The following is an 18,068-nucleotide window of genomic DNA, read 5'->3' on the forward strand; positions in this document are numbered from 1 at the left end:
CAATAGGAGGTAAAAATGAAAAACATTTCGATTTTAGGAGCTACAGGTTCAATAGGAACACAAACTTTAGATGTAATAAGAAATTCTAAAGATGAGATAAATTTAATAGGGGTAACAGCAAACTCATCAGTAGATAAGATAAAGGATATAATAAAAGAGTTTAATCCTAAGTATGTTGGGATGATGGATAATGAAAGTGCAGATAAAGTTAATAAGTTTTGTATTGAAAATAAGTTAAATATAGAAGTATTATCAGGACTTGATGGGCTAGAAAAAATAGCATCTTTAGATGAAATAGAGATGGTAGTAACATCTGTTGTAGGTATGATAGGACTAAAACCTACATTAAAGGCCATAGAAGCGAAAAAAGATATTGCTCTTGCTAATAAAGAAACATTAGTAGTTGCTGGTGAGTTAGTAATGAAGAGGGCAAAAGAAATGGGGGTAGAAATTTTACCTGTAGATTCTGAACATAGTGCTATATTCCAAGCTTTAAATGGATATACTGAAAAAGATGTAAGTAAAATAATACTTACTGCTTCAGGAGGGCCTTTTAGGGGGAAAGACATCGATTATCTTAAAAATGTGACGGTTAAAGAAGCATTAAAGCATCCTAAATGGAATATGGGACAAAAAATATCTATAGACTCTGCAACTTTAATGAATAAAGGGTTAGAGGTTATTGAAGCACACTTTTTATTTGATTGTCCTTATGAGAATATACAAGTTGTTGTTCATCCACAAAGTATAGTACATTCAATGGTTGAGTATAAAGATGCAAGTATAATTGCTCAATTAGGTTCAGCTGATATGAGACTTCCTATTCAATATGCAATAAATAAAAAAGAAAGAAAAGATCAAATTGCAAGTAGAATAAACTTTTACGAAATTTCACAACTTACTTTTGAAAAACCAGATTTAGAGACGTTTAAATGTCTAAAACTTGCATATGAAGTAGGGGCTCAAGGTGGATTAGCACCAACTATCTTAAATGGAGCAAATGAAGAGGCTGTTGCTCTTTTATTAGAAGAAAAAATAAAATTCTTACAAATAGGAGATATAATAGAAGATTCGTTAAAATACTTTAATGATGAAAAAAATAAGGAATTAACAATAGAAAATATAGTAGAGCTAGATAGAAAAGTAAGAGAATATATAAGAGGAAGATGGAATTAGGAGGAAAGATTATTGTATATTATATATGCGTTATTAGCTTTTAGTTTACTTATAATAGTTCATGAACTTGGACACTTTATAATGGCTAAGGTAAATGGTATAAAGGTAGAAGAGTTTGCTATAGGTATGGGACCTAAAATATTTTCAGCTCAAGGAAAAGAAACAAGATACTCTATAGGAATATTTCCAATTGGTGGATATGTAAAAATGTTAGGGGAAGAAGAGGAAAGCCAAGATGAGAGAAGTTTTTCTTCAAAGTCACCATTAAGAAGAATAAGCGTAATTATAGCAGGAGCTACAATGAATTTTCTATTTGCTATATTAATATTCACATTATTTTTAAATAAGTTTGGATATAGAGTTCCTGAGGTTAAAGAGTTATCAGTGAATTCACCAGCATCTCAAGCTGGATTAATGGTTGGAGATAAGTTTTTAGAAGTAGATGGTATAAAGGTTAAATCTGCTGATGACTTAGTTGTAGAAATTAATATGGCAAAAAATAAGCCTTTAAACTTTCTAATAGATAGAAATGGGGAAAAAAAGGAGCTCACAATTACACCAATTATTAAGGAGCAAAATGGAAGAGAAACATATGTTATTGGATTTGCATTTAATACAAAACAAAATCCAACTCTTTTAGAAAGTTTTAAGCAAAGTTTTGTAGAAACTTCATCTGTAATTTCTCAAACATTTAAGGGACTGAAAATGATGGTAACAGGAAAAGCAAATTTTAAAACAGATGTAGGTGGTCCTGTAACTATAATTAAAATGTCAAGTGTAGCTGCAAAAAATGGAATTTGGAACTTGATGTATTTTACGGCGTTTATAAGTATAAACTTAGCAGTATTTAATATGTTACCATTTCCTGCATTAGATGGGGGATGGACATTAATTTTACTTATAGAATTAATAACAAGAAGAAAAGTACCAGAAAAAATAGTTGGAGTAGTAAATTATGTAGGATTAATGGCCTTATTTGGGTTAATGATACTAGTAACAATAAAAGATATATTATTTCCAATTAAGTTTTAGGAGAGGATAAAATGGAAAGAAAAAAAACAAGAAAAGTTAAGGTTGGAACTTGCTATGTTGGTGGAGATGCTAGTATTTCAATTCAATCTATGACAAATACAGATACAAGAGATGTAGAATCTACTTTAAAGCAAATAGAGGTTTTATATAAAGCAGGATGCGAAATTATAAGATGTGCAGTTCCAGATATGAATGCGGCAGAGGCGCTTAAGGGAATTTGCGAAAAATCACCAATTCCGGTAGTTGCGGATATACATTTTGATTATAGATTAGCTTTAGAAGCTATTAAAAATGGAGTTTCAGCATTAAGAATTAACCCAGGAAATATTGGTAGCGAAGAAAGAGTAAGACTTGTTGCTGAAGCTGCAAAAGAAAAAAATATACCAATAAGAATTGGTGTGAATTCAGGTTCGTTAGAAAAAGATATACTTGAGAGAGATGGTAAGCCTACTGCAAAAGGTTTAGTTGAATCAGCTCTTAGACATGTTAAAATATTAGAAGAGTTAAATTTCTTTGATATAGTAATTTCGATAAAATCATCAGATGTAAATATGATGATAGAAGCATATAGGCTTATGAGTGAATCTTGCAGCTATCCACTTCATTTAGGAGTTACAGAGTCTGGAACTCCATTTAGAGGAACTATAAAATCAAGTATTGGACTTGGTACATTATTAGCAGAAGGAATAGGTGATACAATAAGAGTATCCTTAACAAGTGATCCAATTGAAGAAATAAAGGTTGCAAAAGAAATATTAAAGTCACTTAATTTAAGAGAAAGTGGACTTCAATTTATATCATGTCCTACTTGTGGTAGAACTCAAATAAATTTAATTAAAATTGCAGAGGAAGTAGAAAAGAAATTAGAGAATATAAATAAAAATATTAAAGTTGCAGTAATGGGATGTGTTGTTAATGGGCCAGGTGAAGCAAGAGAAGCTGATATTGGAATTGCTGGAGGAAAAGGAGAAGGAATTATATTTAAAAAAGGTAAAATTATTAGAAAAGTAAAAGAAGAAGATTTAGTAGAAGAATTAATGAAAGAAATAAAAGACCTATAGATTAATTTAAATAATTAAAGAAGTTTTATATTGAAAGAATTACCCTCTAAAGTTTTAAGGTTTAGAGGCTAATTCTTTTAATTTGTGTAATACATTCAATTATTTTGATAAAGGTGGTGATTTTATGGGCGAAGATATAATTAAGAAAATAAGAATGGAAATAAATAAAAATGAAAATTTAGAAGAAAAAGAAATAAAAATAATAAGATTTCAGTTTTTAAGAAAAAGCAATCTTTTAAAAGCAGTACTTAGAGGAAAAGATGGATTAAATGAACAAGAAGAACTTCAAATTAAAAAAGCTATAAAAAACACCTTAAGATTAAATGTAGAAGTTGAAATATTATTTTATAGAGATGTTTCTAATGTATCACTAAAAGAGATAATAGATAATTATTGGCTTGATATAACAAAAGATATAATGAAAAAAACTCCATTATCTAAAACACTTTTATCAAAGGGAATAAAAGAAGTTAAGGATAATGTTATAACTGTTAAAAGTGGATATGACAAAATAAATGAACATTTGAATGGAAAAAACTTACCTAAACAAATTTCAAATAATATTTATGATATTTTTGGAATAAGGGCTAAGGTAATACTAGAGTATGATGAATCCTTATTTGTTGAAAGTAATTATGAGGATAAAATTGAAAAAGAAAAAGAAGTTATGAAAGAGATATTTAGTGGAAGAAATATCTCTAAAGAAGTATCAGCTAAACCTAAGGAGGAAACTCAACAAAATAAACCTAAAAAAAGTTATGAAAAGAGAGAGTTTAAAAGAGAGCCTAAAACTGAAAATAATATTATTGGAAGAGGTATTAGCCAAGAGGCTATAGCAATTAAAGAAATAGATGAAACATCAGGAATTGTTGCTATATTAGGTGAAATATTTAAAACTGATATTGTTGAAACTAAAACAGGCAAAACAATATTAACATTCTTTATAACAGATTATACAAGTTCAATAACAGTTAAGTGCTTTCTAAAACCACAAGAAAAAGATGAAGTTTTAGATTCAATAAAAAAAGGACTTTATTGCAAAGTTAGAGGAGAAGCAATATATGATACCTATTCTAGAGAAGTAGTAATAATGGGTAGAGATATATTAAAAATGTCTAAAATAGAAAGAATGGATGGAAGCGAAGAAAAAAGAGTAGAGTTTCATTGTCATACTACAATGAGTGCTATGGATGGTGTGGCATCAGCTTCAAAAATTATTGAAAGAGCAGCAAAGTGGGGACATAAAGCTATTGCAATTACAGATCATGGTGTAGTTCAAGCTTTTCCAGATGCACAATCAGCTGCAAAGAAAAATAAAATAAAAGTTATTTATGGCGTTGAAGGATATTTGGTTAATGATGGTGTTCCTATAACTTTAAATGAAAAAGGACAAAATTTTAATGACACATATGTTGTTTTTGATATAGAAACTACAGGATTTTCAGCTAAAAATGATAAAATTATAGAAATTGGAGCTGTTAAAATTAAAGGAAGAGAAGTTATAGATTCATTTAGTGAGTTTGTTTATCCTAAATGTAGAATACCATATAAAATAACAGAACTTACTGGAATAACAGATGAGATGGTTGAAAATGCTGAAACTATAGAGACTATATTACCTAAATTTATGAAGTTTTTAGAAGGTTCTGTAGTTGTTGCACACAATGCTTCTTTTGATACTGGATTTATAAAGAAAAATTGTATGGATTTAGGGTTAAATTTTGACTTTACAGTTATGGATACTGTACCACTTGCAAGATTTTTATATCCAGATTTAAAAAGAGTAAAATTAAATGTAGTTGCAAAATATTTAGGTATTTCCCTTGAAAATCATCATAGAGCAGTAGATGATGCAAAGGCTACAGCGGAGATATTATTAATATCAATGAAAAAGATGATAGAAGAAATGGAGATTAATGATCTTAAATCTTTAAATGAAGAATTCTTGAAAAATATAGATATTAGAAAAGAAAATACTTATCACATAATAATACTTGCAAAAACTCAAGCTGGAATGAAAAATTTATATAAACTTATTTCAGAAGCGCATATAGATAATTTCTTTAAAAGACCAAGAACTAAAAAAAGTAGGCTTGTAGAAATGAGAGAAGGTCTTATTATAGGTTCAGCTTGTGAAGCTGGGGAAGTCTATAGAGCTGTTTTAGCTGGTAAACCAGATGAGGAAATAAAAGAAATAATAAACTTTTATGATTATTTAGAAATTCAACCTATAGACAATAATAAATATCTTATTGAAAAAGGAAATGTAAAAGATGAAAAAGAGCTACAGGAATTAAATAAAAAAATATATAATTTGGGAAAAGAATGCAATAAGTTAACAGTAGCTACTGGAGATGTTCATTTTCTAGATCCTCAGGACGAAGCCTTTAGAAGAATTATTATGGCAGGACAAGGATTCTCAGATGCAGATAATCAAGCACCACTATATTTAAAAACAACAGAAGAGATGCTAAAGGAGTTTTCATATCTTGGAGAAGAAATTGCAAAAGAGGTAGTGATTAAAAATCCTAACTATTTAGCAGATTCAGTAGAGATACTAAAGCCAATACCAGATGAAACATTTCCACCTAAAATTGATGGAGCAGACGACGATATAAGAAATATGACAATGGAGAAAGTTCATTCAATTTATGGAGATCCACTTCCAGAAGTAGTTCAAAAAAGACTTGATAAAGAGTTAAACTCAATTATTAATAATGGATATGCAGTTCTTTATCTTATTGCTCAAAAGCTTGTTGCAAAATCCCTTCAAGATGGATATCTTGTTGGATCAAGAGGATCTGTTGGTTCTTCTTTTGTAGCTACAATGTCAGGAATTACGGAAGTTAATGGATTACCACCTCATTATGTTTGTCCAAAATGTAAAAAGTCAGAATTTTTTATGGATGGATCAGTAAGTTCAGGAGCAGATTTGGAAGACAAAGATTGTCCAAAATGTGGAATTCCATATATAAAAGATGGTCACGATATACCTTTTGAAACCTTTTTAGGATTTGAAGGAGATAAGGAACCGGATATAGATCTTAACTTCTCTGGAGATAACCAGGGAGAAATTCATAGATATACAGAAGTTTTATTTGGTAAGGGATATGTATTTAAAGCGGGTACAATAGGTACAGTTGCAGAAAAAACTGCATATGGATTTGTAAAGAAATATTTAGATGAAAGAGGAATCAGAGCTTCATCTGCAGAAATTGAAAGATTAACAATTGGATGTACAGGAATAAAAAGAACTACAGGACAGCATCCAGGAGGAATTATGGTTGTACCTAATGATAATGAAATATATAATTTTACTCCTATTCAAAGACCTGCTGATGATGCTACATCAGATGTAACAACAACACATTTTGATTATCATTCAATTTCAGGAAGACTTTTAAAATTAGATATACTAGGTCATGACGATCCTACAATGATTAGAATGTTACAGGATTTAACTGGATTAGATCCAAAAACAATTCCATTAAATGATAAGAAAGTTATTTCTTTATTTACTTCACCAGAAGCACTAGGAGTTACTAAAGAAGAACTAGGGTGTGAAGTTGGAAGTTATGGACTCCCTGAGTTTGGAACAAAGTTCGTTAGAGGAATGCTTTTAGATACACAACCTAAGAGTTTTGCAGATTTAGTTAGAATTTCAGGACTATCTCATGGTACAGATGTATGGCTTAATAATGCACAATATTTTATAAAGGAAGGATACACTACACTAAAGGATTGTATATCAACAAGAGATGATATTATGGTTTATTTAATGTATGCTGGAGTACCGCCAAAGATGGCATTTACAATAATGGAAAGTGTAAGAAAGGGAAAAGGTCTTACAGAGGAATTTGAAAAAACAATGAAAGAAAACAATGTTCCTGAATGGTATATAGAGTCCTGTAAGAGAATAAAGTATATGTTCCCTAAAGGCCATGCTGTAGCATATGTAATGATGGCAGTAAGAATTGCATATTATAAAGTTTATTACCCAGAAGCATATTATGCTACTTACTTTACAGTAAGAGCAGATGATTTTGATGCCGATCTTATTTGTAAAGGATCAGGTGCAATAATGGCAAAACTAGAAGAACTATATGCACTGGGAACTAAGGTAACAGCTAAAGATAAAGGAATGATAACAGTTTTAGAACTAGCATATGAACTTTATGCTAGAGGATTAAAGTTTAAAAAAGTTGACTTATATGATTCAGAAGCAGTTAAATTTAAAATAGAAGAAGATGGAATAAGGCCTCCAATTAATGCACTTCAAGGTGTAGGTGAAAATGCTGCAAAAAGTATTGTAGAAGCAAGAAAAGATGGAGAGTTTATTTCAAAAGAAGATTTAAGATTAAGGTCAAAAGTTTCAAAAACAGTAATAGAAACTCTTTCAAATCATGGATGTCTAGACGGAATGTCAGAGACAAATCAATTATCATTATTTTAATTTAAAGAATAAATATTCATTTTAAGGGGGAAGAATAAATAAAAGGGTAATTTATAAAGCCTTTCCCCTTGTGTTAGTTAGTAATTTATGATAATATGTTAAGAGAAGTGATTTACTAATAGCTAGAGATTATGAGTGGGAATGACAATTACCCGCTCTTTCTATTTAATTGCAACTACTAATAGTTGCTTTTTTCATATAAGTAAAAGAAAATTTTAGTATATAAACTTCAAAATATCAAAAACTGAATATAGAAAAGGAGGGGTAATATGAAAATTGATGCCTTAATAGAAAATATTGATCAATTAGTAAGACCTATAGCCGATGATTTGAATTATGAAATCTATCACATAGAGTATGTGAAAGAAAATGGAGAATACTATTTAAGAATATATATAGATAAGGAAGGCGGAATTGCTTTAACAGATTGCGAAGCTTTATCAAGAAGAGTTAGTGACGTCTTAGATGAAAAGGATCCAGTTCCTACAGGATACTTCCTAGAAGTGTCATCACCAGGTTTAAATAGAGGATTATTTACAGATGTTCATTTTGAAAAACAAATAGGTAAAGAAGTTTTAGTTAGATTTACTAAAGCTATTAATGGTAAAAAAAATATAAAAGGCATATTAAAGGAAGTTAATTCTGATTCAGTAGTAGTAGAAGAAGAAAAAGAATTAATAACAGTTCCAAAAGATAAAATAAAATCAGCAAATTTAGAAGGGGAAATATAATAAGGAGGATGTAAAAATGAACCAAGAGTTTATAGGTGCTCTTAAAGAAATTGTTAAAGATAAGGGGATTAGCGAAGATTTAATATTTACAACTATAGAGGATGCATTAGTTGCAGCATATAAGAAAAATTATGCTAGTCCAACTACAGCAGCACAAAATGTTAAAGTAACTATAAGTAGAGAAAATGGAGAAATACATGTATATGCTCAAAAGGTAGTAGTTGAAGATGTATATGATGATGTAACTGAAATTAGTTTAGAAGAAGCTAAAGAGGTAAGTCCAAGATATGATCTTGATGATATAGTTGATTTAGAAGTTACTCCAAAGAATTTTGGAAGAGTAGCTGCACAACTTGCAAAAGGTGTAGTAACACAAAGAATCAGAGAAGCAGAAAGAAACATAGTTTATTCTGAATATAAAGAACAGGAATATGATATAATTACAGGAACTATATTAAGAAAAGATAAAGGAAATGTCTTTGTGAATCTAGGCAGAATTGAAGGTGCTATAGGTCCAAATGAACAAATGCCAGGTGAAGAATATAAATTTAATGAAAAGCTAAAATTATATGTAGTAGAAGTTAAAAATGGCTCAAAAGGAGCTCAAATTTTAGTTTCAAGAACTCATCCTGGTTTAGTTAAGAGATTATTTGAGTTAGAAGTTTCAGAAATATATGAAGGTGTTGTAGAAATAAAGAGTATTTCAAGAGAAGCAGGATCAAGAAGTAAAATAGCAGTATTCTCAAATGATGAAAATGTTGACCCTATGGGTGCATGTGTTGGACCTAAAGGTGTTAGAGTTCAGAATATAGTAAATGAACTTAAAGGTGAAAAAATAGATATAATTAAATGGAGTAAAAATCCAGAAGAATTTATAGCTAGTGCATTAAGTCCATCAAAAGTACTAAGTGTAGTTGTTGATGAAAATTCAAAATCTGCAAAAGTAGTTGTTGATGACAATCAACTTTCATTAGCAATAGGAAAAGAAGGTCAAAATGTAAGACTTGCAGCAAAATTAACTGGATGGAAAATTGATATAAAAAGTAAGTCTCAAGCAGAAGCTGCTAAAGAGACTGAATTAGCAGCAGATATAGAAACAGTAGATGCTGAATAAAGGAGGAAACTTTATGAAAGTAAAAAAGATTCCTTTAAGAATGTGTACTGGATGTATGGAGATGAAACCTAAAAAAGAACTTATACGAGTTGTAAAAAGTCCTGAAGGAGAAGTTTCTATGGATTTAACTGGTAAAAAATCAGGTAGAGGTGCATATGTTTGTAAATCATTAGAGTGTCTAGAAAAAGCCTTTAAAGCAAAAAGACTTAGTAGAAATCTTGATATAGCAATAGATGAAACTATATATAATAGATTAAGGGAAGAGATAGAAAATGACTAAATTTTTTAATTTCTTAGGGCTTATAAAAAGGTCAGGAAATATAATTGAAGGGTACAGTAAATGTAATGAGCAAAGAAATAGAATACCGCTATTTTTATTTATAATATCTAATGATGCTTCAGATAGCACTAAAAGAAAATTTAAAAATCATTGCAATGAAAGAAATATCCAAATTATAGAGGATTTTTCAAAAGAAGATTTAGGATACCCAATAGGAAGAGAAGAAGTGAAGATAATAGCTATATCAGATGAAAATATGGCTAAAAAGCTTTATACCCTTTATGAAGAGGGAAAAATTAAAATTTAACCGGGGGTGATTTTATTGTCAAAAATCAGAGTGTATGAATTGGCAAAGGAGCTTAATGTAAGCTCAAAAGATCTTATAGAATTATTAATGAATGAATTTAGTGTTGATGTTAAAAATCATATGAGTGTTATAGAAGATGAAGATGCAGAACTAATAAAGGAATTATTAGGTGGAAGCAGTGAAGATGGTTCAAAAACTATAATTGATGTATATGAAGATGAATTAAATAATACAGTTAACAATCAAGCTAAAAAGAGAAAAAGAAAAAAAGATGAAGAAGACCAAAATGAAAGCATTGGAGAAGGTGGTTCTGGAGTAATAGAGATGGGAGAAACTATTACAGTTAAAGAACTATCAGAGAAACTTGGAAAGCCTTCAGCAGATGTTATTAAAACTTTAATTTTTACTGGAGTAATGGCAGCTATAAATCAAGAAATAGATTTTGCAACAGCTGAAAAAGTATGTGAAAAATATGAGTGTTTAATAGTTAAGAAAGAAGAAACAGAAGAGTTAGATAACTTTGAAGAAGAAGAAATAGTTGAGGAAAATTTAGTAAAGAGACCTCCAATAGTTACAGTAATGGGTCACGTTGACCATGGTAAGACTTCTCTTCTAGATGCAATAAGAAAAGCAAATGTTACTGCACATGAAGCAGGTGGAATTACTCAACATATAGGTGCATACACTGTTAATGTAAATGGAGAAAAACTAACATTTTTAGATACTCCAGGACATGAGGCTTTTACAGCTATGAGAGCTAGAGGAGCACAAGTTACAGATGTAGTTATACTTGTTGTTGCAGCAGATGATGGAATAATGCCACAAACTAAAGAAGCAATAAATCACTGTAAAGCAGCAGAAGTTCCAATGATAGTTGCTATAAATAAAATGGATAGACCAGGAGCCAATCCAGAAAAAGTTAAGCAAGAATTAACAGAACATGGATTAGTATCAGAAGACTGGGGTGGAGACACTATTTGTGTACCAGTATCAGCTAAAACAGGTGAGAATTTAGAACAATTACTAGAAATGGTACTTTTAACTTCAGAAATGGCAGAACTTAAGGCTGACCCAAATAGAAAAGCTAAGGGAACTGTAATTGAAGCTAAACTTGATAAGGGAAGAGGAGCAGTTGCAACTTTACTTATACAAAATGGTACATTAAATGTAGGAGATTCTATATTAGTTGGTTCTACATATGGTAGAATAAGAGCTATGTTTGATGATAAAGGAAAGAAAATTAAGTCAGCAGGACCATCAATTCCAGTAGAAATTCTTGGACTTTCAGAGGTACCAGCAGCAGGAGATAGATTCGCTGTTGTTAAGGATGAAAAAACTGCAAGAAATATGGCTGAAGCCAGAAAACAAAAAATAAAAGATGAAAGCTTCCATTCATCAAATAGAGTATCTTTAGAAGATCTATATAATCAAATTCAAGAAGGTTCAGTAAAAGAACTTGGAATAATAGTAAAGGCTGATGTTCAAGGTTCAGTTCAAGCTATTAAACAGTCATTAGAAAAACTTTCAACAGATGACGTTAAAGTTAGAGTAATTCATGGTGGAGTTGGAGCTATAACAGAAACAGATGTTACTCTTGCTACAGCATCAAATGCACTACTTATAGGTTTTAATGTAAGACCTGATACAAATGCAGCAATAGTTGCTGATAGAGATGGCGTAGATATTAAAACTTATAGAATTATATATGATGCTATAGAAGATGTTAAATCAGCTATGATAGGTATGCTTGATCCAGAATATAAAGAAGTTATAAATGGTAAGGCTGAAGTTAGATTAGTTTATAAAATTTCTAATGTAGGAACTATTGCTGGTTCATATGTCTTAAATGGTAAAATAATAAGAAATTCAGAAGTAAGAGTTATAAGAGATGGAATTGTTATCTTTGAATCTACTTTAGCTTCATTAAAAAGATTTAAAGATGATGCAAAAGAAGTTAATGCTGGATATGAATGTGGTTTAAGCGTTGAAAAATTCAATGATCTTAAAGAAGGAGATATTATAGAGTCATTCACAATGGAAGCAATTAAAAGAAAAGAGCTTTAATAAAGAGGTGATTTTAAATGGCTAACTACAGAGGTGGAAGAATTAACGAAGAAGTTAGAAAAGAAGTAAGTGTTATAATTAGAGATGAAATAAAAGATCCAAGAATGACTGCAATGGTGTCAGTTACAGCTGTTAAAGTTACTAAAGATCTTAGATACGCTAAGGTGTTTGTAAGCATATTTAGTAAAAATGATGAAGAGAAAAATAATACTTTTGCGGCATTAAAAAGTGCAAGTGGATATATAAGAAGAGAAATTGGGCAAAGAATCAATTTAAGAAATACTCCACAAATAATCTTTGAATTAGACGATTCTATTACTTATGGTATGAAGATAGAAGAGCTAATAGAAAGGGTTAAGGAAAAGTAATATGTCTTTAAAAGATATTAGTAGAATAATCTTAAATAGCAAGAAAATAGGTATTACCTACCATGTATCACCAGATGGTGATGCGGTAGGTAGTGCTCTTGCACTATTAAATGGACTTAGAAGCTTAAATAAAGATGCATATTTAATATCAAAAGATACACTATCTGATAACTTAAAGTTTCTTCCTTTATCAGATGAAGTAAGTGGAGAAATAGATTGTCCAGTTGAAGGTACATCAACAGTTATAGTTGTTGACTGTGGTAATTTTGATAGAATATCAGCAAACTTTAAGGGATATAAAGGGAAATTAATTAATATAGATCACCATATATCAAACGATTATTATGGTGATGAAAATTTTGTTGATACAACTGCAGCAGCTACTGCAGAGGTTATATTTGAACTACTAGAAATACTAGGAATAAACTTTGATGAAGAAAATGAAATTACAAAGAGTATAGGAACATGTCTTTATACATCATTAGTAACAGATACTGGTGCATTTAGACATTCAAATGTTACTTATAGAACTCATAAAATAGCTTCAATTCTAAAAAAAATAGGAGTTAATAATACCTACATACATCAAAATCTTTTTGATAATAAAAGTTTTGAAAAGGTAAGGTTAATGGGAAAAGCATTAAACAATATGGAACTTTTATTAGATAAGAAAGTTTCCTTAATACAAATTCCTATGGCATATGCAGAAGAACTTGGTATAGAAATACAAGATACATCAGATATAATATCCTTTGGATTACAAATAAAAGGTGTTGAAGTTGCTGTTCTTATAAAAGAAACAGAAACAGGATCTAAAGCTAGTTTAAGATCTAAAACAGATTTTGATGTGAGAAATGTTGCAGAAAACCTTGGTGGAGGTGGGCACATTAAAGCCGCTGGTATAACATTAAAAGGTGTATGTATGGATGAGGCTAAGGATAGAATATTAGAACAAATAGAGAAAGAGCTTTTATAATATGGATGGAGTAATTAATATTTTCAAAAATAAGGGAATGACATCTTTTGATGTTGTTAGGATAGTTAAAAAAGCAGCTAAAACAGGAAAAGTTGGACATACAGGAACTTTAGATCCAGAAGCGACAGGGGTACTTCCTGTTTGTATAGGAAAAGCTACTAAAATAATTGATTATATAATGAATTCCGAAAAAACTTATGAAGTAGAGTTTAAGCTTGGTTTAAAAACTACAACTTATGATTTAGAAGGAGAAATTCTATTAGAAAAAGATGCTTCTAATTTAAAAGATGAAGAGATATTAAATGCTATAAACTCATTTTTAGGAGAATACTCTCAAATTCCTCCTATGTATTCTGCTTTAAAGCAAAATGGAGTAAGACTTTATGAGCTTGCTAGAAAAGGGATAGAAGTAGAGAGAGAAGGAAGGTTAATAACTATATATAATATAGAAAATATTATAGTAAATAATCCTTATGTTAAAATGAAAGTTACTTGCTCTAAAGGTACCTATATACGAAGTTTATGCTATGATATTGGAGAAAAATTAGATGTTTATGCTACAATGACAGAGCTAAAAAGAAGTAAAACTTCAATATTTACTGAGGATGAATCAGTAAATATTGAAAAGTTAAATGAGGAAAATATTGAAGATTATATTATTTCAATAGAAGATGCATTAAAAATTTATGATAAAATTATAGTGTTAAATAAATTTTCAAAACTTCTTATTAATGGAGTAAGGGTGTTTGATAAAAGACTTACAAAAAATGATGTTATAATAGGAAAGCTATATAGAGTTTATGATGAAGATAATAATTTCATTGGACTTGGGAGAAAAGATCATCAAGGCTTCAAAATAGAAAAATTACTAACTAATTAGGAGAAATAGCTATGATAGTATTAGATGATATTATTATAAAGGAAAAAGAAAAAGCTAATTATGTTGCTCTAGGAAGCTTTGATGGATTACATCTTGGTCATTTATCACTAGTAAAAAAAGCGGTAGAAGTTGCAAGAGAAAAAAATGGGAATAGTATGGTCTTTACATATAAGAATCATCCTAGAGCATTAATAAATCCAGAAAAAGCTCCAAAACTTATTATGGATCTATATTCAAAGTTAGAGATTCTAGAAAATGAGTTTATAGATATTGTAGCACTTAGAGAATTCACAAAACCTTTTATGAGTATGTCACCTGAAGAGTTTGTAAAAATGTTATGTGATGATTATAACGTAAGGGGAATTATAGTTGGATTTAATTTTAAATTTGGCTATAAAAACATAGGTGATGTATCTTTATTAGAAAAATTAAAAGATAAATATAAATATGAGCTTTATGTTATGAAACCATATAAATATAAGAATGATGTAATAAGTAGTACTAGAATTAGAAATAGCATAATTGAAGGAAATGTATTAGAAGCAACTAAAATGCTGTCTAAGCCATATTCAATAAAAGGAGAAGTAGTTCATGGTAAAAAACTAGGAAGAACTATAGGATTTCCAACTGCTAATTTATCATTTAATTCAAAAATGATTATTCCTAAAATAGGAGTATATTATACAAATATTATTTGGAATAAAAAAAAGTATAAAGCAATTACATCTGTTGGGAATAATCCAACAGTAAATGGGCAACAATTAACTATAGAGACATATATTTTAGATTTTAAAGAAGAAATCTATGGACAAGAGATTGAAGTAGCTTTTATTGAAAGAATAAGAGATGAAAAAAAATTTGAATCTTTAGATGCTTTAGTAGAACAATTAAAAAAAGATAAGGAATTTGCTAGTGTAAGTAAAATCTTTATATAAAATATATAAAAATATAATTTACAAGATTTATATCATTTGCTATAATAGCTAATGGAGAACCTAACTCTAAGATTTGAGGGTGCTATCTCTTTTCTTGGATTTAGGGGATAATTAAACGGAGGTGCGAACAATGGACGCAATAAGAAAGCAAGAAATAATTAAAGAACACGGAAGACATGAAGGAGATACTGGTTCACCAGAAGTGCAAATCGCTTTATTAACAGAAAGAATTAATTCTTTAACTGGACATTTAAAGATGCACAAGAAAGACCACCACTCAAGAAGAGGTCTTTTAATGATGGTTGGACAAAGAAGAGGTCTTTTAAATTACTTAGCTGATCAAGATATCGAAAGATACAGAGCTATAATCAAAAAATTAGGCTTAAGAAGATAGTCTGTAGAGCGGTTTTAAGCCGCTCTATTATTTTAAATTAATGAAATTTAATAAGAAGCTACTTTAAATAAAAGAAGTAGATAAATCCAGGAGCTAAATACAAATTTAGCTTACATTCAAATTGATAAGGAACAACCTGAAGGGAGGTTATTAAATGAACAACGTAATGCAAACAAACATAGCAGGAAGAGAACTTAAACTTGAGTTTGGTAAAGTTGGTATGTTGTCAAATGTAGCAGCTTTTATTAGCTATGGAGATACAGTTATTTTAACTAATGTTAATGCTTCAGAACAACCTAGAGACGGAATAGACTTTTTCCCTCTAAGTGTAGAGTATGAAGAAAGATTATACTCAGTAGGTAAAATCCCAGGGGGATTTATAAAGAGAGAGGGTAGACCGTCAGAAAATGCAATTCTTTTTGGAAGAGCGGTAGATAGACCTTTAAGACCTTTATTCCCAAAGGGGTATAGAAATGATGTGCAAGTTGTTTGTACAGTAGTATCAGTTGAAAAAGATAACTTACCAGAAATTTTAGCAATTAATGCAGCATCATTGGCATTATGCTTATCAAGCATTCCTTTCAAAACACCAGTTGCAGCAGTTCAAGTAGGACTAATCGATGGAAACTTTATTTTAAATCCAACATCTAAAGAAAGAGAAGAAAGTATACTTCAATTAACAGTATGTGCTACTAGTGAAAGAGTTATGATGATTGAAGCTGGTGGTAAAGAAATACCAGAAGATGTAATGATTAAGGCAATAGAATATGGATTTGAAAAGTGTCAAGATATTATAAAATTCCAAGAAGAAGCTATGACTAAGTTTGGAAAAGAAAAAATGGTTCCAGAACTATATCATCCAAATGAGGAACTTGAAAAGGAAGCACAAGCTTTTGCAAATGAAATGGTTAAAGAAGCTATGTGGATAACCGATAAAGATGAAAGAAATGCCGCTATGGATGAAGTAAATGAAAAGGTTTATGCACAATTTGAAGAAAAATATGCTGAGTGTATAGGTGACTTAAAAGAAATAATGTATAGCATGCAAAAAGAAGTTGTTAGAGATATGCTTTTAAATCATCATAGAAGACCAGATGAAAGAGCTTTTGATCAAGTTAGACCAATTTCATGTGATGTTTCTATACTACCAAGAACTCATGGTACAGGTTTATTTACAAGAGGATTAACTCAAGTAATGACTGTAGCTACATTAGGTGCTGTTGGTGATATCCAGATAATAGATGGTATTGGTGAAGAAGAATCAAAGAGATATATGCATCATTATAATTTCCCAGCATATTCAGTTGGTGAAGTAAGACCACTTAGAGGACCAGGAAGAAGAGAAATAGGTCATGGTGCTTTAGCAGAAAGAGCTTTAGAACCACTAATTCCTTCAGAAGAAGAGTTCCCATATACTATAAGATTAGTATCAGAGGTATTAAGTTCAAATGGTTCAACATCACAAGCGTCAGTTTGTGGAAGTACATTAGCATTATTAGATGCAGGTGTACCACTTAAAAGACCAGCAGCAGGTATAGCAATGGGACTTATAACTTCAGAAGATCTTACAAGAGAAGAAGTTTTAACTGATATTCAAGGAATAGAAGACTTTTTTGCAGATATGGACTTTAAAGTTGCAGGTACTACAGAAGGAATTACATCAATACAAGTTGATACAAAGATAAAAGGATTAAGCTTTAAAGTTATAGAAGATGCTATAAGAGGCGCTAGAAAAGCAAGATTACACATTTTAGATAAAATTGAAGAATGCATCGCATCACCAAGAAGTGAAGTTTCAACATATGCACCAAAGACTTCAGTTATTAATATAGATCCAGAAAAGATTAGAGATGTAATTGGTGCTGGTGGAAAGGTTATAAATAAAATAATTGAGGAAACTGGTGTTAAAATAGATATCAAAGAAGATGGTACTGTGTTTGTATCATCACAAGATCATAATGGTGTAAATAAGGCTATAAGTATCATTGAAGGACTAACTAAAGAAGTTAAAGCTGGAGAAGTTTATCTAGGAAAAGTTACTAAGATAGCTACATTTGGAGCTTTCGTTGAAATACTTCCAAATAAAGAAGGTTTATGTCATATTTCTAAGTTAGATAAAGCAAGAGTTAATAAGGTTGAAGACATAGTATCTGTTGGAGATGAAATTTTAGTTAAGGTTACAGAAATAGATAATCAAGGTAGAATTAATCTTTCAAGAAAAGATGCACTAACAGATGAATCAGAGTCAGAAACAGAAAAATCAGAATAAAGTACTATAAATAAAGGGCAATTTATTG

The 18,068-nt window shown here is 30.1% G+C and carries 15 protein-coding genes; all 15 read left to right on the forward strand.

The window, feature by feature from the left end; all coding sequences use genetic code 11:
* Positions 1-15 precede the first annotated feature (15 nt).
* The 15 genes from dxr to ACYQ1T_RS13415 all read left to right on the forward strand — a co-directional run bounded on the left by dxr (position 16) and on the right by ACYQ1T_RS13415 (position 18,040).
* The gene (dxr, locus tag ACYQ1T_RS13345) at positions 16-1,176 is read left to right on the forward strand and encodes a 1-deoxy-D-xylulose-5-phosphate reductoisomerase (protein ID WP_459835629.1); all 1,161 of its coding nucleotides are present in this window, start codon (positions 16-18) and stop codon (positions 1,174-1,176) included.
* Between the two features lie 12 nt (positions 1,177-1,188).
* Positions 1,189-2,208, forward strand: a complete 1,020-nt coding sequence (locus tag ACYQ1T_RS13350; RefSeq protein WP_459835631.1) for a M50 family metallopeptidase — start codon at positions 1,189-1,191, stop codon at positions 2,206-2,208.
* A gap of 11 nt (positions 2,209-2,219) precedes the next feature.
* On the forward strand, positions 2,220-3,269 hold the full coding sequence (gene ispG, locus ACYQ1T_RS13355; protein WP_459835633.1) for a flavodoxin-dependent (E)-4-hydroxy-3-methylbut-2-enyl-diphosphate synthase: 1,050 nt from the start codon (positions 2,220-2,222) through the stop codon (positions 3,267-3,269).
* Positions 3,270-3,393: 124 nt separating this feature from the next.
* Positions 3,394-7,722: a PolC-type DNA polymerase III gene (locus tag ACYQ1T_RS13360; RefSeq protein ID WP_459835635.1), complete on the forward strand. Its 4,329-nt coding sequence runs from the start codon at positions 3,394-3,396 to the stop codon at positions 7,720-7,722.
* A 269-nt stretch (positions 7,723-7,991) separates the two neighbouring features.
* On the forward strand, positions 7,992-8,453 hold the full coding sequence (gene rimP, locus ACYQ1T_RS13365; RefSeq protein WP_459835637.1) for a ribosome maturation factor RimP: 462 nt from the start codon (positions 7,992-7,994) through the stop codon (positions 8,451-8,453).
* A gap of 16 nt (positions 8,454-8,469) precedes the next feature.
* Positions 8,470-9,567 carry a transcription termination factor NusA gene (gene nusA / locus ACYQ1T_RS13370; protein WP_459835639.1) on the forward strand — a complete coding sequence of 366 codons (1,098 nt, stop codon included), beginning with the start codon at positions 8,470-8,472 and terminating at the stop codon, positions 9,565-9,567.
* Positions 9,568-9,580: 13 nt separating this feature from the next.
* A complete protein-coding gene (gene rnpM, locus ACYQ1T_RS13375) occupies positions 9,581-9,847 on the forward strand; it encodes an RNase P modulator RnpM (protein ID WP_459835641.1) in 267 nt (88 codons plus the stop codon).
* Positions 9,840-10,154 carry a ribosomal L7Ae/L30e/S12e/Gadd45 family protein gene (locus tag ACYQ1T_RS13380; RefSeq protein ID WP_459835644.1) on the forward strand — a complete coding sequence of 105 codons (315 nt, stop codon included), beginning with the start codon at positions 9,840-9,842 and terminating at the stop codon, positions 10,152-10,154. Before rnpM ends, ACYQ1T_RS13380 begins: the two co-directional genes overlap by 8 nt.
* A 15-nt stretch (positions 10,155-10,169) precedes the next feature.
* A complete protein-coding gene (gene infB, locus ACYQ1T_RS13385) occupies positions 10,170-12,218 on the forward strand; it encodes a translation initiation factor IF-2 (protein ID WP_459835646.1) in 2,049 nt (682 codons plus the stop codon).
* 17 nt (positions 12,219-12,235) lie between these two features.
* Entirely contained in the window at positions 12,236-12,586 is a 351-nt protein-coding gene (rbfA, locus tag ACYQ1T_RS13390) for a 30S ribosome-binding factor RbfA (protein WP_459835648.1), read from the forward strand.
* A 1-nt stretch (position 12,587) separates the two neighbouring features.
* Entirely contained in the window at positions 12,588-13,562 is a 975-nt protein-coding gene (locus tag ACYQ1T_RS13395) for a DHH family phosphoesterase (protein ID WP_459835650.1), read from the forward strand.
* A gap of 1 nt (position 13,563) precedes the next feature.
* Entirely contained in the window at positions 13,564-14,442 is an 879-nt protein-coding gene (gene truB / locus ACYQ1T_RS13400; RefSeq protein ID WP_459835652.1) for a tRNA pseudouridine(55) synthase TruB, read from the forward strand.
* A gap of 11 nt (positions 14,443-14,453) precedes the next feature.
* Positions 14,454-15,377 (forward strand): bifunctional riboflavin kinase/FAD synthetase, encoded by a 924-nt coding sequence (locus ACYQ1T_RS13405; protein WP_459835654.1) that lies wholly within the window; start codon positions 14,454-14,456, stop codon positions 15,375-15,377.
* 130 nt (positions 15,378-15,507) lie between these two features.
* Entirely contained in the window at positions 15,508-15,771 is a 264-nt protein-coding gene (rpsO, locus tag ACYQ1T_RS13410) for a 30S ribosomal protein S15 (RefSeq protein WP_008678426.1), read from the forward strand.
* A gap of 154 nt (positions 15,772-15,925) precedes the next feature.
* Positions 15,926-18,040, forward strand: a complete 2,115-nt coding sequence (locus tag ACYQ1T_RS13415) for a polyribonucleotide nucleotidyltransferase (protein WP_459835657.1) — start codon at positions 15,926-15,928, stop codon at positions 18,038-18,040.
* The last annotated feature ends 28 nt before the right edge of the window (positions 18,041-18,068 follow it).

The sequence above is a fragment of the Clostridium carnis genome (genome assembly GCF_054657435.1).